This window comes from Streptomyces flavusporus (assembly GCF_046267975.1).
GTDB lineage: Bacteria > Actinomycetota > Actinomycetes > Streptomycetales > Streptomycetaceae > Streptomyces > Streptomyces flavusporus.
This window is the reverse complement of sequence record NZ_CP176503.1, coordinates 7,294,704-7,320,280: the sequence shown is the minus strand read 5'-3', so window position 1 is coordinate 7,320,280 and position 25,577 is coordinate 7,294,704. Positions and strand designations below refer to the sequence as shown.

Here is a 25,577-nt window from a genome sequence, read left to right as displayed (position 1 = left end):
TTGCCTGGTCGCGGCGGGTCTTGGGGCTGCGGGTGGTCCGTGGCTGGTCGCTCCCCCACTCTCGGCTCCTCCCCCACTCTCGGCTTCGCTCGAGCGGGGGGATCCCCATGAGCGGGGGGATCCCCCATCGCGGCGGAGCCGCATATCGACGCAGCCCCGCGCCCCTGAGGGCGCTGCAGTCCCGCCCCGCAAAGCGCCACGGGATGCCGGGCCGGTTGGGAACCTGGCCCGGCATCGAGACGTGGCCCGCCCTGCGGCGGCTAGTGCGCTGCCGACTCCCAGTCGGGGCCCACGCCCACCGAGACGTCCAGGGGAGCCCTGAGGTGGACGGCGTCGGCCATTTCACGGCGGACGATCTCCTCGGCCGCCGTTCGCTCGCCGGGGGCGATCTCCAGGACGATTTCGTCGTGGACCTGGAGGAGCATGCGGGACTTGAGGTCCGCCTCCCGCAGGGCCCGGTCCACGTTCAGCATGGCGATCTTGACGATGTCCGCCGCCGTGCCCTGGATGGGTGCGTTGAGGGCCATGCGCTCGGCCGCCTCGCGGCGCTGGCGGTTGTCGCTGTTGAGGTCGGGGAGGTAGCGGCGGCGCCCGAAGAGCGTCGCCGTGTAGCCCGTCGCCCGGGCCTCGTCGACCGCCCGGCGCAGATACTCCCGTACGCCGCCGAAGCGCTCGAAGTACGCGTCCATCAGGGTGCGGGCCTCGGCCGCCTCGATGTTCAGCTGCTGGGACAGGCCGAACGCCGACAGCCCGTACGCCAGGCCGTACGACATCGCCTTGATCTTGCGGCGCATCTCGGCGTCCACCGCGGAGGGGGCGACACCGAACACCTGCGCGGCAGCCGTGGTGTGCAGGTCCTCGCCGGACGTGAACGCCTCGATCAGACCCGCGTCCTCGGAGAGGTGGGCCATGACGCGCAGCTCGATCTGGCTGTAGTCCGCCGTCATCAGCGACTCGAAGCCCTCGCCGACCACGAAGCCGCGGCGGATCCCCCGGCCCTCGTCGGTGCGGACCGGGATGTTCTGCAGGTTCGGGTCCGTGGAGGACAGGCGGCCGGTGGCGGCGACGGTCTGGTTGAAGGTGGTGTGGATACGGCCGTCCGTCGCGATGGTCTTGATCAGGCCCTCGACGGTGACCCGCAGCTTCGCCTGCTCGCGGTGGCGGAGCATGATCACGGGCAGTTCGTTGTCGGTCTGGGTGGCCAGCCACGCCAGGGCGTCGGCGTCGGTGGTGTAGCCGGTCTTGGTCTTCTTGGTCTTCGGCAGGGCCAGCTCACCGAAGAGGACTTCCTGCAGCTGCTTGGGCGAGCCCAGGTTGAACTCGTGCCCGGCGGCCGCATGGGCCTCCTTCACGGCCTGCTGCACGGCACCGGCGAACATCTGCTCCATGGCTTCGAGGTGGGCGCGGTCCGCCGCGATGCCGTGCCGCTCCATCCGGGCCAGCAGCGCCGACGTGGGCAGTTCCACATCCCGCAGCAGATCTGCGGCGCCGACCTCCTGCAGCCGGCCCTCGAAGGCCTGGCCCAGGTCGAGGATGGCGCGAGCCTGGATCATCAGCGCCTCGGCCTCGGCGCCGTCGTCCGCGCCGAAGGCCAGCTGTCCGTCGGCCGCGGCGGCGGGGGCGAGCTCGCGGTGCAGGTACTCCAGGGACAGCGCGTCCAGGTCGAAGGAGCGGCGGCCGGGCTTGACCAGGTACGCGGCGAGCGCGGTGTCCATGGTGACGCCGGCGACGGTCCAGCCGTGCTCGGCGAAGACCCGCATCGCGCCCTTGGCGTTGTGGAAGACCTTGGGCCGGGCGGCGTCGGCCAGCCAGGCCGCGAACGCCTTCTCATCGGCCTCGTCCAGCTGGGACGGGTCGAACCAGGCGGCCGGTCCCGACAGTGTGGCGAGCGCGACCTCGGCGACCGCGCCCGCGCCGAGCGCCCACGTGTCCACCGTGGCGACACCCAGCGGGCCCGCGCCGTGTTCGGCGAGCCAGGGCGCCAGCTCGCCCGTGCCCACCACCGTGCCGTCCAGCTCCACGCCGTCGGCCACGAGCGGGGTGACCTCGGCCTCCTCGGCGCCCGGGTCGACGCCGAAGAGCCGTTCGCGCAGCGAGGGGTTCCTGATCTCCAGGGTGTCCAGCACCATGGTGACGGCCTTGCGGTCGTACGGCGCGCGGGCCAGGTCGGCGACCGTCCTGGGCAGTTCCACCTGGCGCTCCAGCTCGGTGAGCCGGCGGTTCAGCTTCACCGCCTCCAGGTGGTCGCGCAGGTTCTGCCCGGCCTTGCCCTTGACCTCGTCGACACGCTCGACCAGGTCGGCGAACGAGCCGAACTGGTTGATCCACTTCGCGGCCGTCTTCTCGCCGACGCCCGGGATGCCCGGCAGGTTGTCCGACGGGTCGCCGCGCAGGGCAGCGAAGTCGGGGTACTGCGCGGGCGTCAACCCGTACTTCTCGAAAACCTTCTCCGGCGTGAACCGGGTCAGCTCCGAGACGCCCTTCGTGGGGTAGAGCACCGTGGTGTGCTCGGAGACCAGTTGGAAGGAGTCGCGGTCGCCGGTGACGATCAGCACCTCGAAGCCCTCGGCCTCGGCCTGCGTGGCGAGCGTGGCGATCACATCGTCCGCCTCGTACCCCTCGACCGCGAAGCGCTGGGCGTGCATCGCGTCGAGCAGCTCGCCGATCAGCTCCACCTGGCCCTTGAACTCGTCCGGAGTCTTGGAGCGGTTCGCCTTGTACTCCGTGAACTCCTGGGAACGCCAGGTCTTGCGGGAGACGTCGAAGGCCACCGCGAAGTGCGTGGGCTCCTCGTCGCGGAGCGTGTTGGCCAACATCGACGCGAAGCCGTAGATCGCGTTCGTCGGCTGGCCCGTCGCGGTCGTGAAGTTCTCCGCGGGCAGCGCGAAGAACGCGCGGTAGGCCAGCGAGTGCCCGTCCATGAGCATCAGGCGCGGACGGGTACCGCCGGGGGCGTTGTCGGTCTTCTTCGATGCTGTCTCTGCCACGCCCCCGATCCTGCCACGACCCACTGACAGTCAGCCCCGGGCGCCGTCCACGGTCCTCGGCGCAGGCATTGCTCACGCCCTCCACACGCCCGCACCGTCAACGTTGTCACCGGCACGTGCGAGGATCGGAGACGTATCTCACACACGCACTCGAAGGAGAGCGGGCGATGGCAACGAAGCCGCCCAACGCCGACCCGGTTCAGGACGCCCCTGAGGTCGCCGAGCCGCAGCACGCGGCGGCCGGGCTGCCGGCCATCGGGCACACCCTGCGCGTCGCCCAGCAGCAGATGGGCGTGAAGCGCACCGCGCTGACGCTGCTGCGGGTGAACCAGAAGGACGGCTTCGACTGCCCCGGCTGCGCCTGGCCGGAACCGGACCACCGGCACAAGGCGGAGTTCTGTGAGAACGGCGCGAAGGCGGTCGCAGAGGAGGCCACCCTGCGCCGGGTCACCCCGGAGTTCTTCGCCGCGCACCCGGTCGCCGACCTCGCCGGCCGCAGCGGCTACTGGCTCGGCCAGCAGGGGCGGCTGACGCACCCCATGTATCTGCCCGAGGGCGGCGAGCACTACGAGCCGGTCACCTGGGAGCGCGCCTTCGATCTCATCGCCGAGGAGATCAACGCCCTCGGCTCCCCCGACGAGGCCGTCTTCTACACCTCGGGGCGTACGAGCAACGAGGCCGCGTTCCTCTACCAGCTCTTCGCCCGCGAGCTCGGCACGAACAACCTGCCCGACTGCTCGAACATGTGCCACGAGTCGTCCGGCTCGGCGCTGTCCGAGACGATCGGCATCGGCAAGGGCAGCGTCCTGCTGGAGGACCTCCACAAGGCCGACCTGATCATCGTCGCCGGCCAGAACCCCGGCACGAACCACCCGCGGATGCTCTCCGCGCTGGAGAAGGCCAAGGCGGGCGGCGCGAAGATCATCAGCGTCAATCCGCTGCCCGAGGCCGGCCTGGAACGCTTCAAGAACCCGCAGACACCGAAGGGGCTGACCGCCGGGGCCTCGCTCACCGACCTGTTCCTGCAGATCCGCATCGGCGGCGACCAGGCCCTCTTCCGTCTCCTCAACAAGCTCGTCCTCGAGGCCGAGGGCGCCGTCGACGAGGACTTCGTGCGCGAGCACACCCACGGCTACGAGGAGTTCGCGGCGGCCGCCCGCGCCGCCGACTGGGACGAGACGCTCACCGCGACGGGCCTCACGCGCGCGGAGATCGAGCAGGCCCTGCGGATGGTCCTCGCCTCCGAGCGCACCATCGTCTGCTGGGCGATGGGCCTCACCCAGCACAAGCACTCCGTGCCGACCATCCGCGAGGTGGTCAACTTCCTCCTCCTGCGCGGCAACATCGGCCGCCCCGGCGCGGGCGTGTGCCCGGTGCGCGGCCACTCGAACGTGCAGGGCGACCGCACCATGGGCATCTTCGAACGGCCGGCACCCGCCTTCCTGGACGCCCTGGAGAAGGAGTTCGGCTTCGCGCCCCCGCGGGAGCACGGCTACGACGTCGTACGCGCCATCCGCGCCCTGCGGGACGGCGAGGCGAAGGTGTTCTTCGCGATGGGCGGCAACTTCGTCTCCGCGTCCCCCGACACGGACGTCACCGAGGCGGCGATGCGACGCGCCCGGCTCACCGTGCACGTGTCGACGAAGCTCAACCGCAGCCACGTCATCACCGGCGCGCGAGCACTGATCCTGCCCACCCTGGGCCGCACCGAGCGCGATCTTCAGGGCAGCGGCGAGCAGTTCGTGACCGTCGAGGACTCCATGGGCATGGTGCACGCCTCCCGCGGCCGACTGGAGCCCGCGAGCCCGCATCTGCTGTCCGAGCCGGCGATCGTCTGCCGTATGGCACGCCGCGTGCTCGGCGAGGACAGCACGGTGCCGTGGGAGGAGTTCGAGAAGGACTACGCCACCGTCCGCGACCGCATCGCGCGTGTGATCCCCGGCTTCGAGGACTTCAACGCGCGCGTGGCCCGGCCCGGCGGCTTCACGCTCCCTCACGCCCCGCGCGACGAGCGCCGCTTCCCCACGGCCACCGGCAAGGCCAACTTCACGGCGGCGCCCGTGGAGTACCCGAGGCTGCCCGAGGGGCGGCTGCTGCTGCAGACGCTGCGCTCGCACGACCAGTACAACACCACGATCTACGGCCTCGACGACCGCTACCGGGGCATCAAAAACGGCCGTCGGATCGTCCTCGTCAACCCCGAGGACGCGCGGGAGCTCAAGGTCGCGGACGGGTCGTACGTCGACCTGGTCAGCGAGTGGACGGACGGCGTGCAGCGGCGGGCGCCCGGTTTCCGGGTCGTGCACTACCCCACGGCACGGGGCTGTGCGGCCGCCTACTACCCGGAGACCAACGTCCTCGTCCCGCTGGACGCCACCGCCGACGTCAGCAACACCCCGGCCAGCAAGTCCGTCGTCGTCCGTCTGGAACAATCTGCGACCGACTGAGCGTTTGCTCAGCCAGATGCGTTCGAGTTCGACGAGACGACAACGAAACGGAGCCGGGCCACATGGGCGAGCAGCAGACCGTGAAGTTCCCGCAAGAGGTCATCGACGAGTACGCGGCGCTCGGCGTCGACCTGCCCGCCCTGTTCTCCGCCGGGCACCTCGGCACGCGCATGGGCGTGCAGATCGTTCAGGCCTCGGCGGACCGTGTCGTCGGCACGATGCCGGTCGAGGGCAACACCCAGCCGTACGGGCTGCTGCACGGCGGCGCGTCCGCGGTGCTCGCCGAGACGCTGGGCTCGATCGGCTCCATGCTGCACGGCGGCACCTCAAAGATCGCCGTGGGCGTCGACCTGAACTGCACCCACCACCGCGGCGTCCGCTCCGGCCTGGTGACCGGCGTGGCCACACCCGTGCACCGGGGCCGGTCCACGGCGACGTACGAGATCGTGATCAGCGACGAGCAGGACCGACGTGTGTGCACCGCCCGCCTGACCTGCCTGCTGCGGGATGTGAACCCGGGCGACGGGGACCACGTGCGCGCGGCGGGCTGATCCGGACACAGGGCCGGGCGCGCAGGGTGGTTGACCCGCGTCAGTCGCACCGCACCTCAGCCAGGACGGCGGGGCCCCGCGGTCCGGCCCCGCACGTCGCTTTTGCGGAAAAGTGCCACGGAACGACGCACTCTTTTTCCCGCCTGTAACTCTATGTAATACGCGCGCAATTGAGGACTCCACTTTCAGCCGGGATCCAGTGCAGGGGCGACGCCCCACAAGCAACACCAGGTAGCCTGCAGCAACCACTCCCCGCCATTACCAAAACCAAAAACACTGCTGATCACAGCAGGCGAATCCTGCGGGTCTCAACATACGGACAGGGCGAATCGGTTGGAATTCCGCGCTTCCACCCGCCTAGTACCGCTCTGCATTACGTCGTGTCATAACAAGAGCGTCACAGCCTTGGTCAGACACTCCTCCACGGTTCCCGCACACGCTTAGAGTCACGGCCAGTCACCGCTCCAACGGGAGTTCGGTACCAGCGCAGCACCCGCTATCCCCCCGCAGGGGGTGGCCGAGCCTGCCGAAAGGACTGATTGTGCGACAGCGTTCTTTGGTGATCCTTACCTCCGTCCTCACGACCGGAGCTCTGACGCTCACCGCCTGCGGCTCCCGAGACGACAACGGCGGCGGCGACAGCGGCGGCGGGGACACCACCACCCTGACCATCGGCGTGGACGCCCCGCTGTCCGGCGAGAACTCCCAGACCGGCCTCGGTATCCAGTACGGCGCCCAGATCGCCGCCGACGACGCCAACGAGAAGAACCTGGTCCCCGGCGTCAAGTTCAAGATCAAGGCCCTGGACGACAAGGCGCAGCCCGCCACCGGCCAGTCCAACGCCACCGACCTGACAGGTGACCAGAGCGTCGTCGGCGCCGTCGGCCCGCTGAACTCCGGTGTCGCCCAGTCGATGCTGCAGGTGTTCTCCGCGGCCAACATGGTCCAGATCTCCCCGGCCAACACCAACCCGGAGCTGACCCAGGGCAAGAACTGGCAGACGGACAAGAAGCGGCCGTACAAGACCTACTTCCGGACCTCCACCACCGACGAACTGCAGGGCAGCTACGCCGCCGACTACGCCTTCAACGGCCTCAAGAAGAAGGACGCCTTCGTCGTCGACGACAAGCAGACCTACGGCGCCGGCCTGGCGAAGATCTTCAACGAGCAGTACAAGAAGCTCGGCGGCAAGGTGGTCGGCACCGACCACGTCAACACCGGTGACAAGGACTTCGGTTCGCTCGTCACCAAGATCAAGAACTCCAAGGCCGACCTGCTCTACTACGGCGGCCAGTACGACGAGGCCCAGCTGATCACCAAGCAGCTCAAGGACGCCGGGGTCAAGATCCCGCTGTTCGCCGGTGACGGCACGTTCTCCACCACGTACATCGAGACGGCCGGCGCGGCCGCCGAGGGCGACCTCGTCACCGCGATCGGCGTCCCGGCGGACACCCTGCCCGCCGCCAAGGACTTCATCGCCGAGTACAAGGCCAAGGGCTACAAGGGCGACTACGGCGCCTACGGCACCTACGCCTACGACGCCACCACCGCCATCATCAACGCCGTGAAGGCCGTCGTGGACGCCAACGACGGCAAGCTGCCCGAGATGAACGAGCTGCGTCCGAAGGTCGTCGACGAGGTCCAGAAGTCCGACTTCGAAGGCCTCACCGGCAAGGTCTCCTTCGACGAGTACGGCGACACCACCAACAAGCAGCTGACGGTCTACCAGGTCGAAAAGGGCGAGTGGAAGGCCGTCAAGACCGGCACCGCCGACCTCGGCTGACCCAGGCCCCCCAAGCACGCCACACGGGCCGCGCGGAAGGAGGACCCCGACCGCGCGGCCCGTTTCCACACCCAGACCACCCCCCGGCACGCAACCAGTGCACACGACCACCAGCGACATGGAGGCCACGCGGTGAACACCCTGCCGCAGCAGCTGGCCAACGGGCTGCTCCTAGGCTCGATGTACGGGCTGATCGCCATCGGCTACACGATGGTGTACGGCATCGTCCAGCTCATCAACTTCGCGCACGGCGAGATCTTCATGACCGGGGCCTTCGGCGCCCTCACGGTCTACTTCTACATCCTGCCCGACGGCACCTCGATGGCGATCGCCGTCCCCCTGATGCTGCTCGGCGGCGCCATCGTCGCCATCCTCATCGCGGTCGGAGCGGAACGGTTCGCCTACCGACCACTGCGCGGAGCACCACGCCTGGCACCACTCATCACGGCCATCGGCCTCTCCCTGGCCCTCCAGGAAGTCGTCCGCAACTTCTACCCCGAGGCCGACGGCGCCCGCCCCTTCCCCGGCCTCGACACCACCCACGACATCGGCTCCGTCACCATCAAGGACGCCGACATCTTCCTGATCGTCGCCGCGATCCTCTGCATGTCCGCCCTCGCCTGGTTCGTCCGCAAGTCCCGCACCGGCCGCGCCATGCAGGCCACCGCCCAGGACCCCGACACCGCGCAGCTCATGGGCATCGACACCAACCGCATCATCGTCATCGCCTTCGCCATCGGCGGCTTCTTCGCCGCCGTCGCCGCACTCGCCTACGGCCTCAAGTACGGCAACGTCGACTACCGCATGGGCTTCCTCATGGGCCTCAAGGCCTTCACCGCGGCCGTCCTCGGCGGCATCGGCAACATCTACGGCGCCATGCTCGGCGGCATCGTCCTCGGCATCGCCGAAACGCTCGCCTCCGCCTACATCGACGAAATCCCCGGCATGCAGCAGCTCGGCGGCCAGAGCTGGGCCAACGTCTGGGCCTTCTGCCTCCTCATCCTCGTACTCCTCGTCCGGCCCCAAGGCCTGCTCGGCGAGCGTGTAGCGGACAGGGCGTGATCACGTGACCGACATCGACAAGACCACGCCGGCCACCCCGGCCGCCCCCGCCCCCGCGGCACGCGGCCTGCTGCCGCTGCCCGTCCCGGCCGCCCGCGCCCTCCTGCTCGCCGGCGGCATAGCCACCGCCGCCTCCGCCTTCCTCGCCTGGACCTGGACCGCAGAATTCCCCGGCGACCTCACCATCAACGGCTACCCCGGCGGCCTGCAGTGGCTGACCTTCACCGCCGGCGTCATCACCGCGCTGTTCGCCCTCGCGTCGTACGGCATCCGCGGCCTCGGCTGGCTGCTGCCCGCGGGCAACAACGCACCCCTCGTGCTGAGCGCCGTCAGCGGCTTCGCCACCACCTGGTTCACCATCATCGCGATCAGCGTCGAACTCGGCGGACTCGCCAACCTCGAACCCGGAGGCTGGATCGCGGCCGTCGCCGCCCTCCTCCCCCTCCTCGGCGCCCTCGCCCTCCCCGAGAAGAGCACCGGCGACGCCAAGGACACCCTCAAGGCCTACATCACCAAGGCCGACAAGATCCCCGCGCCGACCCCCGTCGCGCCCTGGGTCGAACGGCTCCTCCTCACCCTCATCACGATGATCGGCCTCGGTGTCTTCACCTACGGCATCGACACCGAGTACGGCGAACTCTTCATCGGCTACCTCATCGTGGTCGCCTTCACCGCCTGGACCCTGCACACCGCGGGACTCCTCGACCGGCTCTCCCGGCTCGTCGCCCACAACCGCAGCTTCACGCTCGCCATGGGCTTCGTCGCCGCCATCGCATTCCCCTTCACCCAGACCAACGACCACTACGCCAACATCGGCGTCAACATCCTGATCTTCGGAACCGTCGCCCTCGGCCTCAACATCGTCGTCGGCCTCGCCGGACTCCTCGACCTCGGATACGTCGCCTTCCTCGGCGTCGGCGCCTACACCGCCGCCCTGGTCTCCGGCTCCGAGTTCTCCCGGTTCTCCGGCGTCCAATTCCCCTTCTGGGCCTCCGCCCTGACCGGTGCCGCCGCATCGCTCGTCTTCGGTGTCCTCATCGGCGCCCCCACCCTGCGCCTGCGCGGCGACTACCTCGCCATCGTCACCCTGGGCTTCGGTGAGATCTTCCGCATCGCCATCAACAACATGGACGGCGACTCCGGACCCGACATCACCAACGGCCCCAACGGCATCGCGGCCATCCCCGACCTGAAGATCTTCGGGTTCAACCTCGGCGAGTCCCACGACATCGCCGGATTCACCCTCGGCCGCTTCGCCAACTACTACCTGCTGATGGTCCTCATCATGGCCATCGTCGTCCTCGTCTACACCCGCGCCGCCGACTCCCGAATCGGCCGCTCCTGGATCGCCATCCGCGAGGACGAGACCGCCGCCACCGCCATGGGCATCAACGGCTTCCGCGTCAAGCTCATCGCCTTCGCCCTCGGCGCCGCCCTCGCCGGTCTCGCCGGCACCGTCAGCGCCCACGTCACCTACAGCGTCGTACCGACGCCATACCAGTTCGCCGGATCCACCGCGCCCAACTCGGCCTTCCTGCTGGCCGCCGTCGTCCTCGGCGGCATGGGCACGGTCGCCGGCCCGCTCCTCGGCGCGGCACTGCTCTACCTCATCCCGGAGAAGCTCGTCTTCCTCCAGGAGAAGCAGCTCCTCGCCTTCGGTATCGCGCTCATCCTGCTGATGCGCTTCCGCCCCGAGGGCATCATCGCCAACCGCCGCCGCCAGCTCGAATTCCACGAGACCGGCCAGACCGACGTACCAGAACAAGCAACGCTGACCGACGAACCGGCGGCCGTCACCAAGGCGGGTGCGTGACCACCATGACGACACCAGTACTCCAAGCCCGCAACGTCACCATGCGCTTCGGCGGCCTCACCGCCGTACGCTCCGTGGACTTCACCGTCAACGAGGGCGAGATCGTCGGCCTCATCGGCCCCAACGGCGCCGGCAAGACAACCTTCTTCAACTGCCTGACAGGCCTCTACATCCCCACCGAGGGCACGGTCTCGTACAAGGGCACCGTCCTGCCGCCCAAGCCGCACCTGGTGACCAAAGCGGGCATCGCCCGTACGTTCCAGAACATCCGGCTCTTCGCCAACATGACAGTCCTCGAAAACGTCCTCGTCGGCCGCCACACCCGCACCAAGGAAGGCCTCTGGTCCGCCCTGCTGCGCGGCCCCGGCTTCAAGAAGGCGGAGAAGGCCAGCGAGGAACGAGCCATGGAACTCCTGGAGTTCATCGGCCTCGCCCACAAACGCGACCACCTCGCCCGCAACCTGCCCTACGGCGAGCAGCGCAAGCTCGAGATCGCGCGGGCGCTGGCGAGCGAGCCGGGACTGCTCCTGCTGGACGAGCCCACAGCCGGTATGAACCCCCAGGAGACGCGAGCCACCGAGGAACTGGTCTTCGCCATCCGCGACAAGGGCATCGCCGTACTCGTCATCGAGCACGACATGCGCTTCATCTTCAACCTGTGCGACCGCGTCGCCGTCCTCGTCCAGGGCGAGAAGCTCGTCGAAGGCACCTCGGAAGTCGTCCAGGCCGACGAACGCGTCATCGCGGCCTACCTCGGCGAACCCTTCGAGGGCGACCCCGGCGAGGCGGAGGTCGCGGAGGTGGAGGCCGCCGAGGCTCACGCCGACGCCGCACAGAGCACCACCAGCACCAAGGGAGACGCCCAGTGACCGCACTGCTCGAGGTCGAGGACCTCCGAGTCGCCTACGGCAAGATCGAAGCCGTCAAAGGCATCTCCTTCAGCGTCGAAGCCGGCCAGGTCGTCACCCTCATCGGCACCAACGGCGCCGGCAAGACGACCACGCTGCGCACGCTTTCCGGCCTGCTGAAGCCGACATCCGGGAAAATCGTCTTCGACGGCAAGCCGCTCACCGGCGTCGCCGCCCACAAGATCGTCGCCCTGGGCCTGGCCCACTCCCCCGAGGGCCGGCACATCTTCCCGCGCCTGACCATCTTCGAAAACCTCCAACTCGGCGCCTTCCTCAGGAAGGACAAGGAAGGCATCGAGAAGGACATCCAGCGAGCGTACGACCTGTTCCCCATCCTCGGAGAGCGCCGCAACCAGGCCGCAGGCACCCTCTCCGGCGGAGAGCAGCAGATGCTCGCCATGGGCCGGGCGCTGATGTCCCAGCCCAAGCTGCTGATGCTGGACGAGCCCTCCATGGGCCTGTCCCCCATCATGATGCAGAAGATCATGGCGACGATCGCCGAGCTCAAGTCGCAGGGCACCACAATTCTGCTCGTCGAACAGAACGCCCAGGCGGCCCTGTCACTCGCCGACCAGGGACACGTCATGGAGGTCGGCAACATCGTCCTCTCCGGCACCGGCCAGGACCTGCTCCACGACGAGTCCGTCCGCAAGGCGTACCTCGGCGAGGACTGAGCACCTTCGCAGCTACGACGAGGCCCGCGTCCCCTGCTACCAGGGGACGCGGGCCTCGTCTTGCTCCCGGGGGACTCAGCCCTTGTCGGAGGCCTTGCCCGCCTTCTTCTCGGCCGCATCCTGAATAACGGCCTCGGCCACCTGCTGCATGGACAGACGCCGGTCCATCGAAGTCTTCTGAATCCACCGGAACGCAGCCGGCTCCGTCAGCCCGTACTCCGTCTGCAGAATCGACTTCGCCCGGTCCACCAGCTTCCGCGTCTCCAGCCGCTGGGAGAGGTCCGCGACCTCCTTCTCTAGCTCCTTGAGCTGCGTGTACCGCGACACGGCCATCTCGATCGCCGGGACGACGTCACTCTTGCTGAACGGCTTCACCAGATACGCCATCGCACCGGCGTCCCGAGCCCGCTCCACGAGGTCGCGCTGCGAGAACGCGGTCAGCATCAGCACCGGCGCGATCGACTCCTCGGTGATCTTCTCCGCCGCGGAGATGCCGTCCAGCTTGGGCATCTTCACGTCGAGGATCACGAGATCGGGCTTGTGCTCGCGGGCCAGCTCGACGGCCTGCTCACCGTCACCGGCCTCACCGACGACCGTGTACCCCTCTTCCTCGAGCATCTCCTTGAGGTCGAGCCGGATCAGTGCCTCGTCCTCGGCGATGACGACACGGGTCGTCAGCGGAGGCACGTGCGACTTGTCGTCGTCGGGCGCGTCTACGGGCTGGGGCGACTCGGGGGCGGTCACGGGGGCTCCTTGTTCGGGGCAGGGGTGCTGCTCCACAGAGCCTACCTAGCTCCTGTATGTTTGAGGCACCGAGGGGCTACACTGACCTTCGGTTCGAAGATGCTCCGGTAGTCCAATCGGCAGAGACGATGCCCTCAAAAGGCATTCAGTGTGGGTTCGAGTCCCACCCGGGGCACTTAACCTTCGATTCGAAGGAACCCAATCAAAAGCGGATGTCCACGTTCTCGTGAACATCCGCTTTTTGCTGCACGGGGTCACGATCAGTGACGCAGAGTGTTCGCATGTACGACATGGGTACACGCAAGCGAGCGCTGGCTCTCGTGGCTCAGGGGCGCAGCCTGAACTCCGTCAGCAAAGAGACCGGCATCTCTCGGGCAGCGATCCGCTCCTGGATAACACGGATCGAGCCGCTCCACCGGGCAACTCCCTGCGTGCGGTGCCGCGATGCCCCGGGGAAGCCCGACGAACCTGCTACCTACGCCTACCTTCTGGGCCTGTACCTCGGCGACGGCTGCATCAGCCTCCTCCAGCGAGGCGTGTTCTTCCTCCGCATCGCGTGCGCCGACGCCTGGCCCGGTCTGATCGATGCCTGCGCCGAGGCCATGCAGGTCCTCCGCCCCGCCAACAAGGTCTTCCGCGTTCAGCGCAAGGGCTGCCAGAACGTCACCTGCTACAGCAAACACTGGCCCTGCCTCTTCCCCCAGCACGGCCCCGGCAAAAAGCACCAGCGCACCATCGCCCTCGAACCCTGGCAGCAGGAAATCGTCGACGCCCACCCCTGGGACTTCATCCGCGGCCTCATCCACTCCGACGGCTGCCGCATCACCAACTGGACGACCCGCATGGTCGGCGGCGAGCGCAAGCGCTACGAATACCCCCGGTACTTCTTCACGAACACGTCGACCGACATCGTCCGGCTCTTCACCGACACCCTCGACAAGGTCGGCGTCGAGTGGAAAACGCTCAACCAGAGCCGCGCAGCCGTCACCGTCTCCATCGCCCGCAAAGCCTCCGTCGCCCTCATGGACACCCACGTAGGCCCCAAACACTGAAAAACCGCTTCCTACCTCGTGCTCTCCCCAATGTGATGCACCCGCACCAGGTTCGTCGTCCCCGGCATCCCAGGCGGCGAGCCCGCGGTGATGATCACCGTGTCGCCCTTCTCGCAGCGGCCGTACCTCGTGAGGAGTTCGTCGACCTGGCCGACCATGGCGTCGGTGGAGTCGACGTGCGGCCCCAGGAACGTCTCCACGCCCCACGTCGCGCTGAGCTGGGAGCGTGTCGCCGGCTCCGGGGTGAAGGCCAGCAGCGGGATCGGCGAGCGGTAGCGGGAGAGGCGGCGGGCTGTGTCGCCGGACTGGGTGAAGGCGACCAGGAACTTGGCGCCGAGGAAGTCGCCCATTTCCGCGGCCGCGCGGGCGACGGCGCCGCCCTGGGTGCGGGGCTTGTTGCGTTCGGTCAGGGGTGGGAGGCCCTTGGCGAGGATGTCCTCCTCCGCCGCTTCGACGATTTTCGCCATCGTTCTGACCGTCTCGATGGGGTGCTTTCCGACGCTTGTCTCGCCGGAGAGCATCACGGCGTCCGTGCCGTCGATGACGGCGTTGGCGACGTCGCTGGCCTCGGCGCGAGTCGGGCGGGAGTTCTCGATCATCGAGTCCAGCATCTGCGTCGCCACGATCACCGGCTTGGCATTGCGCTTCGCGAGCTTGATCGCGCGCTTCTGGACGATCGGGACCTGTTCCAGGGGCATTTCGACGCCCAGGTCTCCGCGCGCCACCATGATGCCGTCGAAGGCGGCCACGATGTCGTCGATCGCGTCGACGGCCTGTGGTTTCTCGATCTTGGCGATGACCGGGAGGCGGCGGCCTTCTTCGTCCATGATGCGGTGGACGTCCTTGATGTCGCGTCCGCTGCGGACGAAGGAGAGGGCGATGATGTCGAAGCCGGTGCGCAGGGCCCAGCGGAGGTCGGCTTCGTCCTTGTCGGAGAGGGCGGGGACGGAGACGGCGACGCCGGGGAGGTTGAGGCCTTTGTTGTCGGAGATGACGCCGCCTTCGATGACGGTCGTGTGGACGCGGGGGCCGTCGACCTTGGTGACTTCGAGGCATACCTTGCCGTCGTCGACGAGGATGCGTTCGCCGGTGGTGACGTCGGCTGCGAGTCCGGCGTAGGTGGTACCGCAGGTTTCGCGGTCGCCGGGGGTGCCTTCTTCGACGGTGATGGTGAAGGTGTCGCCGCGTTCAAGGAGTACGGGGCCTTCGGTGAAGCGGCCGAGTCGGATCTTCGGGCCTTGAAGGTCGGCGAGGAGTCCGACGCTGCGGCCGGTTTCGTCGGAGGCCTTGCGTACGCGTTGGTAGCGCTCCTCGTGCTCGGCGTAGCCGCCGTGGCTGAGGTTGAATCGGGCGACGTCCATTCCGGCGTCGACCAGTGCCTTGATCTGGTCGTATGAGTCGGTGGCGGGGCCCAGTGTGCAGACGATCTTTGCTCGGCGCATGGTTTGAGCCTAGGCCTTACCGGCCGGTAGAGAATTGGTCGGGCGCGACTGCTCAACAACCGTTGGGTGAAGGAGCGTTGACAACTGTTGAATTGTGCGGATGGCTGCTCTGATGAGCAATAGCACTCCTGTCACGCATTTGGAGCCGTGCATTCACACTGGCGGATTGTTGAATGTGCGGTCAAAGGCGGGGCGGTGCCATCGTGAATCGGGCGTTGACCTGGGCGTGGACGTGTTGTCGTTGGGGTTCGAGGTCGAGGGGTGCGGCGGTGGCGTCCTCGGCGGAGGCGGCGTGAGCGATGGAGCGCATGCGGCCGCCGGGTGCCTGGGGGTAGGGCAGGGGGTTCTCGGCGCCGGTGTCGGCGAGTTCGACGAGGGCGGTGAGGGTGGTGCCGAGGGCGTCGGCGTATTCGCGGGCGCGTTGGACGGCTTCGTGGACGGCTTGTTGGCGGGCTTGGCGGTGGGCGGGTGAGTCGGGGCGTAGGGCCCACCAGGGGCCGTCGACGCGGGTGAGGTCGAGGTCGGCGAGTCGGGTGGTGAGTTCGCCGAGGGCGGTGAAGTCGGTGAGTTCGGCGGTGATGTGGACGCGGCCGTGGTAGGTGCGGATGCGTTCGGCGCGGCCGTGTTTGGTGAGTTCGGGGGTGATGGAGATGGCGCCGGTTTCGAGGCGTTCGACGGCGTCGCCGTAGGTTTTGATGAGGTCGAGGGCGGTGGTGTTGCGGCGGGTGAGGTCGTCGAGGGCGGTGCGGCGGTCGCGGCCGCGGGCGGTGACGGTGATGCCGATGCGGGCGATTTCGGGGTCGACTTCGAGGTGGGCTTGGCCGTGGACGGCGATGCGGGGGGCGTCGGGGGTGCCGTAGGGGAGGGCGGGTGGTTGGGGTTCGTGGCCGGTGGGTGTGGTCATGGGCCCACTGTGTCAGTTCTCGGTGTGCTGTCACCCGCTTGGTCGGCAGGTTGGGTCATCAGATCGAAACCTGGTGGGTCTGTTGCGGGCGGTCATGTCCGGGTCAGAATCTACGCGCGTTATCTACGCGCGTCATTGGCCGTGGCTGGAGGAGAGCACGAGATGCCGTTGAACCGCCGGAAGTTTCTGAAGAAGTCCGCCGTGACCGGGGCGGGGGTGGCGCTCGCCGGCGCGGCGTCGGCTCCGGCGGCTCAGGCCGCGGAGGTGAGGAAGGGCCCGAGGCCGGCGAAGCGGTACTCGCTGACGGTGATGGGTACGACGGACCTGCACGGGCACATCTTCAACTGGGACTATTTCAAGAACGCGGAGTACACGGACGCGAAGGGCAATGCGCAGGGTCTGGCCCGTATCTCGACGCTGGTCGAACAGGTCCGTGCGGAGAAGGGCCGCCGCAACACGCTGCTGCTGGATGCGGGCGACACGATTCAGGGCACCCCGTTGACGTACTACTACGCGAAGGTCGACCCGATCACGGCCGAGGGCGGGCCGGTGCACCCGATGGCGCAGGCGATGAACGAGATCGGGTATGACGCGGTGGCGCTGGGGAACCACGAGTTCAACTACGGCATCGATACGCTGCGGAAGTTCGAGGAGCAGTGCGACTTCCCGCTGCTGGGTGCGAACGCGCTGGACGCGAAGACGCTGAAGCCCGCGTTCCCGCCGTACTTCATCAAGAAGTTCCATGTGAAGGGCGCCCCACCGGTCAAGGTCGCGGTTCTCGGTCTGACGAATCCCGGTATCGCGATCTGGGACAAGGCGTATGTGCAGGGCAGGATGACGTTCCCCGGTCTGGAGAAGCAGGCGGCGAAGTGGGTGCCCAGGCTGCGTTCGATGGGTGCGGACGTGGTGGTTGTGTCGGCGCACTCCGGGTCGTCCGGCACTTCCTCGTACGGTGACCAGCTGCCGTATATCGAGAACTCGGCGGCGTTGGTGGCGCAGCAGGTGCCGGGGATCGACGCGATTCTGGTGGGTCATGCGCACACGGAGATCGCCGAGTTGAAGGTGACGAACGAGAAGACCGGTAGGACGGTGGTGTTGTCGGAGCCGTTGGCGTATGCGGAGCGGCTGTCGCTGTTCGACTTCGAGTTGGTTTTCGCGAAGGGCCGGTGGAGGGTGGAGTCGGTCGCGGCGACGGTGCGCGACTCGAAGACGGTCGCCGACGACCCGAGGATCACCAAGCTGCTGCAGGACGAGCACGATGTCGTCGTGGCGTATGTCAACCAGGTCGTCGGCACTGCGACGGAGACCCTGACGACCGTCGAGGCGCGTTACAAGGACGCTCCGATCATCGATCTGATCACCAAGGTGCAGGAGGACGTGGTCAAGGCGGCGCTGGCGGGCACGGAGTACGCGTCGTTGCCGGTGATCTCGCAGGCTTCGCCGTTCTCGCGGACTTCGGAGATCCCGGCGGGCGATGTGACCATCCGGGATCTGTCGAGTCTGTATGTGTACGACAACACGCTGGTCGCGAAGCTGATGACGGGCGCGCAGGTCAAGGCGTATCTGGAGTATTCGGCGGAGTATTTCGTGCAGACGGCGGCGGGTGCGGCGGTCGATGTGGAGAAGTTGACCAATGCGGGTGGTCGCCCGGACTACAACTACGACTATGTGTCGGGGTTGTCGTACGAGATCGACATCGCCCGGGCGGCGGGTTCGCGGATCAGGAACCTGACCTACAACGGAGCCGTGCTGGATGACGCCCAGCAGTTCGTGTTCGCGGTGAACAACTACCGCGCGAACGGTGGTGGCGCGTTTCCGCATGTGGCGTCGGCGCAGGAGTTGTGGTCGGAGTCGACGGAGATTCGTACCCGGATCGCGGAGTGGGTGACGGCGAAGGGTGTGCTGGATCCGGAGGATTTCGCGTCGGTGGGCTGGAAGCTGACGCGGGAGGGCACGCCCGTCTTCTGACCGTCTGGGCTGGGGTCTTCAGTTCCCGTCCGTGAGGGGTGTGAGTGTCTTCGGGTGGCGCGCGGGCGGGAGCTGGGACTGGTGTGGTTGCAGGCCGAAGGTGGTGAATGCGGTGCGGTGGGGCAGTGGGTAGGGCTCCTTGCCGGTCAGGGAGTTGAGGATGGTGGCGCTGCGCCAGGCGGCGAGGCCGAGGTCGGGGGTGCCGACGCCGTGGGTGTGGGGTGCGGCGTTCTGGATGTGGATCGCTCCGGTGATGGCGGGGTCGAGGAGGAGGCGGTATTCGTCGTCGATGCGGGGGCGGTTCTGGCTGTCGCGGCGTAGGTGGGGGTCGAGGCCGGCGAGGAGGCGGGTGAGGGGGCGTTCGCGGTAGCCGGTGGCGAGGACGACGGCGTCGGTGGTGAGCCGGGAGCGGGTGTTCTGCTGGGTGTGTTCCAGGTGGAGTTCGATTCTGCTGGTGGCGATACGGCCGGCGGTGCGGACGTGGACGCCGGGGGTGAGGACGGCGTCGGGCCAGCCGCCGTGCAGGGTGCGGCGGTAGAGCTCGTCGTGGATGGCGGCGATGGTGTGGGTGTCGATGCCTTTGTGGAGTTGCCACTGTGCGGCGATGAGGTTGTCGCGGACGGGTTCGGGCAGGGCGTGGAAGTAGCGGGTGTAGTCGGGGGTGAAGTGTTCCAGGCCGAGCTTGGAGTACTCCATGGGGGCGAAGGCTTCGGTGCGGCCGATCCAGTGCAGTTTTTCGCGGCCGGCGGGGCGGTGGCGCAGTAGGTCGAGGAAGACTTCGGCCCCTGACTGTCCGGAGCCGACGACGGTGATGTGGTCGACGGTGAGGAGGGTGTCGCGGTGGTCGAGGTAGTCGGCGGCGTGGATGACGGGTACGCCGGGTGTGTCGACGAGGGGGCGGAGCGGGTCGGGGATGTGGGGTTCGGTGCCGATGCCGAGGACGATGTTCCTGGTGTAGGTGCGGCCGAGGGATGGGGCTTCTGAGTCGGTGTCGAGCTGGGTGAAGTCGACTTCGAAGAGGTCGCGTTCGGGGTTCCAGCGGACGGCGTCGACCTGGTGGCGGAAGTGGAGTCCGGGGAGGTTGTCGGCGACCCAGCGGCAGTAGGCGTCGTATTCGGCCCGTTGGATGTGGAAGTGCTCGGCGAAGTAGAAGGGGAAGAGCCGGTCACGGGTTTTGAGGTAGTTGAGGAAGGTCCAGGGGCTGGTGGGGTCGGCGAGGGTGACCAGGTCGGCGAGGAACGGTACTTGGATGGTGGCGCCGTCGATGAGCAGGCCGGGGTGCCAGTCGAAGGTGGGGCGTTGTTCGTAGAAGACGGCGTCGAGTTCGGCGAGGGGGTGGGCGAGGGCGGCGAGGGAGAGGTTGAAGGGGCCGATGCCGATGCCGACCAGGTCGCGGGGGGCTTGGGCTGTGTGGTGCGGGGTGTGGGGGTTGGTGGGGCGGGTCATCGGGGGGTGTTTCCTTCCACCAGTGTGAGGAGGGCGGCCAGGTCCTGGGGTGTGGTGTGGGGGTTGAGGAGGGTGGCTTTGAGCCAGAGGCGGTCGTCCAGCCGGGCTCGGCCGAGGACGGCGCGGCCGTCGGTGAGGAGGTTTCTGCGTACGGCGGCCACTGTGTCGTCGGTGGCGTTGGTGGGCCGGAACAGGACGGTGCTGATGGTGGGCCGGTCGTGGAGTTCGAGGGCGGGGTGGGTGTCGATGAGGTCGGCGAGGTCGTGGGCGTGTGCGCATACCTGGTCGACGAGTGCGCCGAGCCCGCTGCGGCCCAGGGTTCTGAGGGTGACGGCGATCTTGAGGATGTCGGGTCTGCGGGTGGTGCGCAGGGAGCGGCCGAGGAGGTCGGGGAGGCCGGCTTCGGTGTCGTCGTCGGCGTTGAGGTAGTCGGCGCGCTGGTGGAGGGCGGCGAGGTCGCGGGGGTCGGTGACGGTGAGGAGGCCGGCGGCGATGGGCTGCCAGCCGAGTTTGTGCAGGTCGAGGGTGACGGTGTCGGCGGCTTCCAGGCCGGTGAGTTTGATGCGGTGGCGTTCGCTGAACAGGAGTGCGCCGCCGTATGCGGCGTCGATGTGCAGGCGGGCGCCGTGGGCGCGGCAGCGGGCGGCGATGTCGGGCAGCGGGTCGATGAGTCCGGCGTCGGTGGTGCCGGCGGTGGCTGCGACGAGGAGGGGGCCGCGCAGGCCGGTGAGGGCTTTGTCGAGGGTGGCGGGGTCGAGGGTGCCGGTGGGGGCGGGCAGGACGACGGGGTCGGGCAGGCCCAGCAGCCAGGCGGCGCGGCTGAGGGAGTGGTGGGCGTTCGTGGCGTGGACGAGCTGGATGCGGGGGCCGTGGGTCTCGCGGGCGAGCAGCAGGGCGAGGTGGTTGGATTCGGTGCCGCCGGTGGTGACGAGGGCGTCGGCGGCGCCGACTTCGTGGGCGAGCGCCTGTGTCACGAGGGTTTCCAGGGTGGAGGCGGCCGGGGCCTGGTCCCAGGAGTCGAGGGAGGGGTTGAGGGCGCTGGCGGCGAGGTCGGCGGCGGTGGCGACGGCGAGGGGTGGGCAGTGCAGGTGGGCGGCGCACAGGGGGTGCGCCGGGTCGGCGGAGCCTGCGGCGAGGGTGTGTACGAGGACGTGCAGGGCGTCCGGGTGGCCTTCGTCGGGCAGTACGTCGCCCACCGCGGCCCGGACCTGCGCGGCGACGGCGTCCGGGCCGCCGGCGGGCAGTGGCCCGCCGCGCGCTCGGGTGCCGTCCTGGAGGGCGTGGAGCACGGTGTCGAGCAACGGCCGTAGCGCGCCCGGGCCTTCGGGGCCTGAGGCGAGGGGCGGCGTGGGCATGCTTCCAGCTTGTACGCGGATGGGGCGACGCGCCTGAAACGCCCAGGGATCGGTACCCGAAAGGGGTACGAGGTGGCGTCGGGTGGCGGGCGCGGGCCCGCCACCCCTGTGCCGCGTTGCGGGCCCGCCAACCCTGTGCCGCATTGCGGGCCCCGCCGCCCGGTGCCGCGTTGCGGTGGCGTGCCGGGCGCCGCGGCTGCGGCGTGATCCGCCGGACGGGGCCCTACGCCTTCCGCAGGATCCGCCGGACAGGCCCTACGCCTTCCGCAGGATCCGCCGGACGATCCTACGCCTGCCGTACTCGCAAGGCTCGGGCCAGATCGTCCAGTTGGTCGGCCAGCTTGCGGCGCAGGGCCGGGATGGGGTCGGCGTCGCGCAGGCACTCCTCGCCGAGGCGCAGGGTGTCGGTGTCGACGGCGTGGGTGGGGAAGGCCCAGCGGCCGGCGGCATCGGCGATGGCGGGGCCGCGGCGGGCGGCTACGGCGACGGCGTCCTCGTAGTAGCGCGGCACGTACTCCCGTACGAGGTCGGCCTGTTCGGGCTGCCAGAAGCCCTGGGCGGTGGCGGTGAACAGGTAGTTGGACAGGTCGTCCGTGGCGAACATGGCCTCCCAGGCGGTGTGCTTGGCCGCCGGGTCGGGCAGGGCGGCCCGGCAGCGGGCGGCGCCCTCCTGGCCGGTGGCGCTGGGGTCGCGGTCCAGCTCGGCCGCTATGGCCGTCTCGTCGGTGGCGCCGAGGACGGCGAGGCGGGCGAGGACGCGCCAGCGCAGCTCGGGGTCGAGTTCCGGTCCGCCGGGGACGGTGCCGTCGGCCAGCCAGGCGGCGATGGTGTCGGGCTGGGCGGCGACGTCGATGAAGTGGCGTACGGCGAGCAGACGCAGGCCGGGGTTGTCGCCGTCCTCGGTGCGGCGCAGCAGGTCGCGGCAGAGGGAGGAGATGGTGGTCAGGGCGGCGGGACGGTCCTGGGGGGTGAGGTAGCGGTCAGTGATCTGGGTGGTGGCGAAGCCGAGGACGCCTTGGACGAGGGCGAGGTCCGTCTCGCGCGGGAGGTGGGCGCGGGCGGTCTCCAGGTAGGTGTGGGGCGGGAGTTCGCCGTCGCGGACGGCGTCCCTGAGGGCGTTCCACACGACCGCGCGGGTGAGGGGTTCGGGCAGGCCGGACAGTCCGTCGCGCACGGCGCGGAAGGACTCCGGGTCGAAGCGGACCTTCGCGTAGGTGAGGTCGCTGTCGTTGAGCAGCAGCAGCGCGGGGCGCTTGCCGATGGGCCGGCCGTCGGTCTGCGGGATGTCGAGGTCGAGGCGTTCGCGCAGGGTGAGGCGGCCTTCGTCGGTGAGGTCGGGGTCGTAGAGGCCGACAGCGATGCGGTGCGGGCGGCTGCCGGTGTGTTCGACGGTGAGGGTGTAGGTGCCGTTGTCGCCGGTGACGCGGGGGGTGAGGGTGTCGACGCCGGTGGTGCGCAGCCAGGCGTCGGCCCAGGCGTGGACGTCGCGTTCGGTGGCGGCGGCGAGGGAGTCGATGAAGTCGGCGAGGGTGGCGTTGCCGAACCGGTGCCGGGTGAAGTGGGTGTTGATGCCGGCGAGGAAGTCCTTCTCGCCGAGCCAGGCCACCAGCTGGCGTAGCGCGGAGGCGCCCTTGGCGTAGGAGATGCCGTCGAAGTTGAGCAGGGCGGAGGCGGTGTCGTTGACGGCTTCGGGGGCGACGGGGTGGGTGGAGGGGCGCTGGTCGGCGTCGTAGCCCCAGCCCTTGCGGACGACGCCGAAGTCGGTCCAGGTGTCGGTGAAGCGGGTGGCCTCGGTGAGGGTCTGGTAGCCCATGTACTCGGCGAAGGACTCGTTGAGCCAGATGTCGTCCCACCACTTGAGGGTGACGAGGTCGCCGAACCACATGTGGGCCATCTCGTGGGCGATGACCATGGCGCGGGTCTGCCGCTCGGTGTCGGTGACGGCGGAGCGGTAGACGAACTCGTCGCGGAAGGTGACCAGTCCGGGGTTCTCCATGGCGCCGGCGTTGAACTCGGGGACGAACGCCTGGTCGTAGGAGTCGAAGGGGTACGGTTCCTCGAACTTCTCGTGGTAGCGGTCGTAGCACGCGCGCGTGACGTCGAGGATTTCGTCGGCGTCGGCGTCCAGGTAGGGCGCGAGCGAGCGGCGGCAGTGGATGCCGAAGGGCAGGCCGCGGTGCTCGGTGCGCACCGAGTGCCAGGGGCCGGCGGCGACGGCGACGAGGTAGGTGGAGATCAGCGGGGTGGGCGCGGCCTTCCATACGCCGTCGGTGTGCTCGGTGATGCCGTTGGCGAGGACGGTCCAGCCGTCGGGTGCCTTCACCGACAGTTCGAAGACGGCCTTGAGGTCGGGCTGGTCGAAGGCGGCGAAGACCCGCTGGACGTCGTCCATGAACAGCTGGGTGTAGACGTAGGTCTCGCCGTCGGTGGGGTCGGTGAAGCGGTGCATGCCCTCGCCGGTGTGCGAGTAGCGCATGGCGGCGTCGACGCGCAGTTCGTGGTCGCCGGGTGTGAGGTTCTTCAGGGGCAGGCGGTTCTCGTCCAGGGTCTCCGGGTCGAGGGGCTGTCCGTCGAGGGTGACCGAGCGCAGCTCGGCGGGCTTGAGCTCGACGAAGGTGTCCGTGACGTCCTGGTCCGCGCGGACGGTGAACCTGATCACGGTACGGGAGTCGAAGGTCTCGCCCCCGGTGGTCAGATCTAGGTCGATCGTGTAGCGGCGGACGTCGAGGAGCTGGGCACGGGTCTGCGCTTCGTCGCGCGTGAGTACGGACATGGAGGACATGCTGCCTGATGGCACTGACAGGAGGACAGGGGCGGAGGGGTATACGGGTCTGTGTAGGGGTCCAGCGTCGGTGGCGCGGCCCAGCCGGTGGCCTGGACGACCAAACCGCGCCCGGGCCGCTGACGGGGAGTGCTCGCCGGCTGACGTGGAGTGCACGGCGCGCCGTGCCCGCGTGGGTCCCTGTCCCGTCCTGGGTGAGGTCGGCCGAGGTCAGTCGGCCGGCGACGCGGTTGCGTTCTCGGTGTCCTCGGCGATTCTCTCGTGATGCCGGATGACCTCGGCAATGATGAAGCTGAGGAATTTCTCAGCAAACCCCGGGTCCAGCTTGGCGCTCTCCGCGAGGGCGCGCAGCCGGGCGATCTGCCGTCCCTCGCGGTCCGGGTCGGCGGGCGGCAGCCGGTGCACGGCCTTGAGGTGTCCGACCTGCTGGGTGCACTTGAAGCGCTCGGCGAGCATGTGGACGACGGCCGCGTCGATGTTGTCGATGCTCTCACGCAGCCGGGCGAGCTCCTCGCGGACGGCCGGATCGACGTCACCGGTGGTGGTGTTGCTGGTGGTCATGGGCTCCCACCCTACGGGGCGGCGTCGCGGGCCGCGCCGATCACCTTGGGGAAGGCCACCTCCTCATGCCCGCCGGGCACGCCGGGCACGCGTCCCGTCTCACGGAAGCCGTGCCTGAAGCAGAGGTCGGTTTTCCGGCGGAGCCGCACACCGCGCGGGCGGCTCCGCCGTACGGTGGCTCGCCCTACAGTGCGGACGCCGCCCGGGCTATGTCCTTCGCGAAGTGGCTGACCTCGGTGTAGACACCGGGAACGCCGGTGCGGGCGCAGCCGTCACCCCAGCTGACGATGCCGACCTGGACCCACTTGCCCGCGTCGTCCTTGCGGAACATGGGGCCGCCGGAGTCGCCCTGGCAGGTGTCGACGCTGCCGCTCTGGTAGCCGGCGCACAGTTCCTCCGAGGGCACCAGGCGGTTGCCGTAGTGCCACTTGCACGCGCGGTCGCTGACGAACGGCACGGTGGCCTTCTGGAGCTTGGTCGTGCCGGTCCCCGCGCCCTCCTTCGTGTCGCCCCAGCCGGCGATGGTGAACATGCCGCGGTTGTAGCGGTTGGTGGTGGCGATCTTCAGCGTGGGCTTGTCGATGGGCCGGGCCAGCTTGATCAGCGCCCAGTCCTTGCCCGTGCCGTCGTAGCCCGGTGCCACCTTGACCTTGGTCGACTTGACCTTGATCGCGGCGGAGGAGTTGAGGTCGGCGACACCCGCGGTGACGGTGATGCGGGTGTTGTTGCCGGAGCCCTCCATGCAGTGGGCGGCGGTCAGGACGATGTCCTTCTTGTACAGCGCCCCGCCACAGCCCATGGAGAGGTGGACCATGAAGGGGAACTCGTTCTGTGCGGCGGGCTTTCCGCCGATGACGCGCGTGTCCGCGGCGTGCGCGCTGACCGGCTGGAGGCTGGCGACCGCGAGGGCGACGGCACCGGCTGCCGCGGCTCTCTTCGCCAGGGACAGGCCCGTTCTTCTCGTCGCGATATGGGTCAACGTACTTCCCATCGTGGGGGATTGGGCGGCTCGCAAGTATGAAGATCGGACGGCGTGCATGACAAGGACAGATCTCACGCCCCGGCGGAGGAACCCGACCAGCGAAAATCAGCTCTCAC

The 25,577-nt window shown here is 68.8% G+C and carries 18 protein-coding genes and 1 tRNA gene; 10 read left to right on the top strand and 9 right to left on the bottom strand.

Annotated elements, in window-relative coordinates; genetic code table 11:
* Nucleotides 1-260: 260 nt before the first annotated feature.
* A complete protein-coding gene (gene polA / locus ACKTSN_RS34520; protein WP_409472704.1) occupies nt 261-2,987 on the bottom strand; it encodes a DNA polymerase I in 2,727 nt (908 codons plus the stop codon).
* A 167-nt stretch (nt 2,988-3,154) separates the two neighbouring features.
* On the opposite strand from polA, the gene ACKTSN_RS34515 reads away from it, so the two are divergent.
* From ACKTSN_RS34515 to ACKTSN_RS34485, 7 genes are all read left to right on the top strand, one after another.
* Nucleotides 3,155-5,434 (top strand): FdhF/YdeP family oxidoreductase, encoded by a 2,280-nt coding sequence (locus ACKTSN_RS34515; RefSeq protein ID WP_409472703.1) that lies wholly within the window; start codon nt 3,155-3,157, stop codon nt 5,432-5,434.
* Between the two features lie 62 nt (nt 5,435-5,496).
* On the top strand, nt 5,497-5,985 hold the full coding sequence (locus tag ACKTSN_RS34510) for a hotdog fold thioesterase (RefSeq protein WP_409472702.1): 489 nt from the start codon (nt 5,497-5,499) through the stop codon (nt 5,983-5,985).
* A 556-nt stretch (nt 5,986-6,541) separates the two neighbouring features.
* The gene (locus ACKTSN_RS34505) at nt 6,542-7,768 is read left to right on the top strand and encodes a branched-chain amino acid ABC transporter substrate-binding protein (RefSeq protein ID WP_409474992.1); all 1,227 of its coding nucleotides are present in this window, start codon (nt 6,542-6,544) and stop codon (nt 7,766-7,768) included.
* A gap of 132 nt (nt 7,769-7,900) precedes the next feature.
* The gene (locus ACKTSN_RS34500) at nt 7,901-8,830 is read left to right on the top strand and encodes a branched-chain amino acid ABC transporter permease (RefSeq protein WP_409472701.1); all 930 of its coding nucleotides are present in this window, start codon (nt 7,901-7,903) and stop codon (nt 8,828-8,830) included.
* A 4-nt stretch (nt 8,831-8,834) separates the two neighbouring features.
* Nucleotides 8,835-10,643: a branched-chain amino acid ABC transporter permease gene (locus ACKTSN_RS34495; protein WP_409472700.1), complete on the top strand. Its 1,809-nt coding sequence runs from the start codon at nt 8,835-8,837 to the stop codon at nt 10,641-10,643.
* Nucleotides 10,644-10,648: 5 nt separating this feature from the next.
* A complete protein-coding gene (locus ACKTSN_RS34490) occupies nt 10,649-11,512 on the top strand; it encodes an ABC transporter ATP-binding protein (RefSeq protein WP_409472699.1) in 864 nt (287 codons plus the stop codon).
* Nucleotides 11,509-12,225, top strand: coding sequence for an ABC transporter ATP-binding protein (locus ACKTSN_RS34485; protein ID WP_409472698.1), 717 nt, complete (start codon nt 11,509-11,511; stop codon nt 12,223-12,225). The genes ACKTSN_RS34490 and ACKTSN_RS34485 overlap by 4 nt, the downstream gene beginning before the upstream one ends.
* Nucleotides 12,226-12,300: 75 nt before the next feature.
* On the opposite strand, the gene ACKTSN_RS34480 is transcribed toward ACKTSN_RS34485, so the two are convergent.
* Nucleotides 12,301-12,969, bottom strand: coding sequence for an ANTAR domain-containing response regulator (locus ACKTSN_RS34480; protein WP_224738312.1), 669 nt, complete (start codon nt 12,967-12,969; stop codon nt 12,301-12,303).
* Nucleotides 12,970-13,070: 101 nt separating this feature from the next.
* Between ACKTSN_RS34480 and ACKTSN_RS34475 the strand changes: the two genes are divergently transcribed.
* Together ACKTSN_RS34475 and ACKTSN_RS34470 are read left to right on the top strand one after the other, a co-directional pair.
* Nucleotides 13,071-13,144: transfer RNA gene (locus tag ACKTSN_RS34475), tRNA-Leu, on the top strand.
* Between the two features lie 106 nt (nt 13,145-13,250).
* Nucleotides 13,251-14,021 carry a helix-turn-helix domain-containing protein gene (locus tag ACKTSN_RS34470; protein ID WP_409472697.1) on the top strand — a complete coding sequence of 257 codons (771 nt, stop codon included), beginning with the start codon at nt 13,251-13,253 and terminating at the stop codon, nt 14,019-14,021.
* Nucleotides 14,022-14,032: 11 nt separating this feature from the next.
* Here ACKTSN_RS34470 and pyk read toward each other — a convergent pair whose 3' ends face one another.
* On the bottom strand, nt 14,033-15,463 hold the full coding sequence (gene pyk, locus ACKTSN_RS34465; protein WP_409472696.1) for a pyruvate kinase: 1,431 nt from the start codon (nt 15,461-15,463) through the stop codon (nt 14,033-14,035).
* A 181-nt stretch (nt 15,464-15,644) separates the two neighbouring features.
* Complete coding sequence (locus ACKTSN_RS34460) at nt 15,645-16,367, bottom strand: SIMPL domain-containing protein (RefSeq protein WP_409472695.1); 723 nt, start codon at nt 16,365-16,367, stop codon at nt 15,645-15,647.
* Between the two features lie 162 nt (nt 16,368-16,529).
* On the opposite strand from ACKTSN_RS34460, the gene ACKTSN_RS34455 reads away from it, so the two are divergent.
* Nucleotides 16,530-18,335 (top strand): bifunctional metallophosphatase/5'-nucleotidase, encoded by a 1,806-nt coding sequence (locus ACKTSN_RS34455; RefSeq protein WP_409472694.1) that lies wholly within the window; start codon nt 16,530-16,532, stop codon nt 18,333-18,335.
* A gap of 18 nt (nt 18,336-18,353) precedes the next feature.
* Here the strand turns inward: ACKTSN_RS34455 and ACKTSN_RS34450 are convergent, their stop codons facing one another.
* The 5 genes from ACKTSN_RS34450 to ACKTSN_RS34430 all read right to left on the bottom strand — a co-directional run bounded on the left by ACKTSN_RS34450 (nt 18,354) and on the right by ACKTSN_RS34430 (nt 25,470).
* Nucleotides 18,354-19,781: a lysine N(6)-hydroxylase/L-ornithine N(5)-oxygenase family protein gene (locus tag ACKTSN_RS34450; RefSeq protein WP_409472693.1), complete on the bottom strand. Its 1,428-nt coding sequence runs from the start codon at nt 19,779-19,781 to the stop codon at nt 18,354-18,356.
* The gene (locus tag ACKTSN_RS34445; RefSeq protein ID WP_409472692.1) at nt 19,778-21,136 is read right to left on the bottom strand and encodes a pyridoxal phosphate-dependent decarboxylase family protein; all 1,359 of its coding nucleotides are present in this window, start codon (nt 21,134-21,136) and stop codon (nt 19,778-19,780) included. Before ACKTSN_RS34445 ends, ACKTSN_RS34450 begins: the two co-directional genes overlap by 4 nt.
* Before the next feature lie 286 nt (nt 21,137-21,422).
* Nucleotides 21,423-23,909, bottom strand: coding sequence for an aminopeptidase N (gene pepN, locus ACKTSN_RS34440; RefSeq protein WP_409472691.1), 2,487 nt, complete (start codon nt 23,907-23,909; stop codon nt 21,423-21,425).
* A 219-nt stretch (nt 23,910-24,128) separates the two neighbouring features.
* A complete protein-coding gene (locus ACKTSN_RS34435) occupies nt 24,129-24,479 on the bottom strand; it encodes a chorismate mutase (protein WP_409472690.1) in 351 nt (116 codons plus the stop codon).
* Nucleotides 24,480-24,663: 184 nt separating this feature from the next.
* Nucleotides 24,664-25,470, bottom strand: coding sequence for a S1 family peptidase (locus tag ACKTSN_RS34430; protein ID WP_409472689.1), 807 nt, complete (start codon nt 25,468-25,470; stop codon nt 24,664-24,666).
* Nucleotides 25,471-25,577 lie beyond the last annotated feature (107 nt).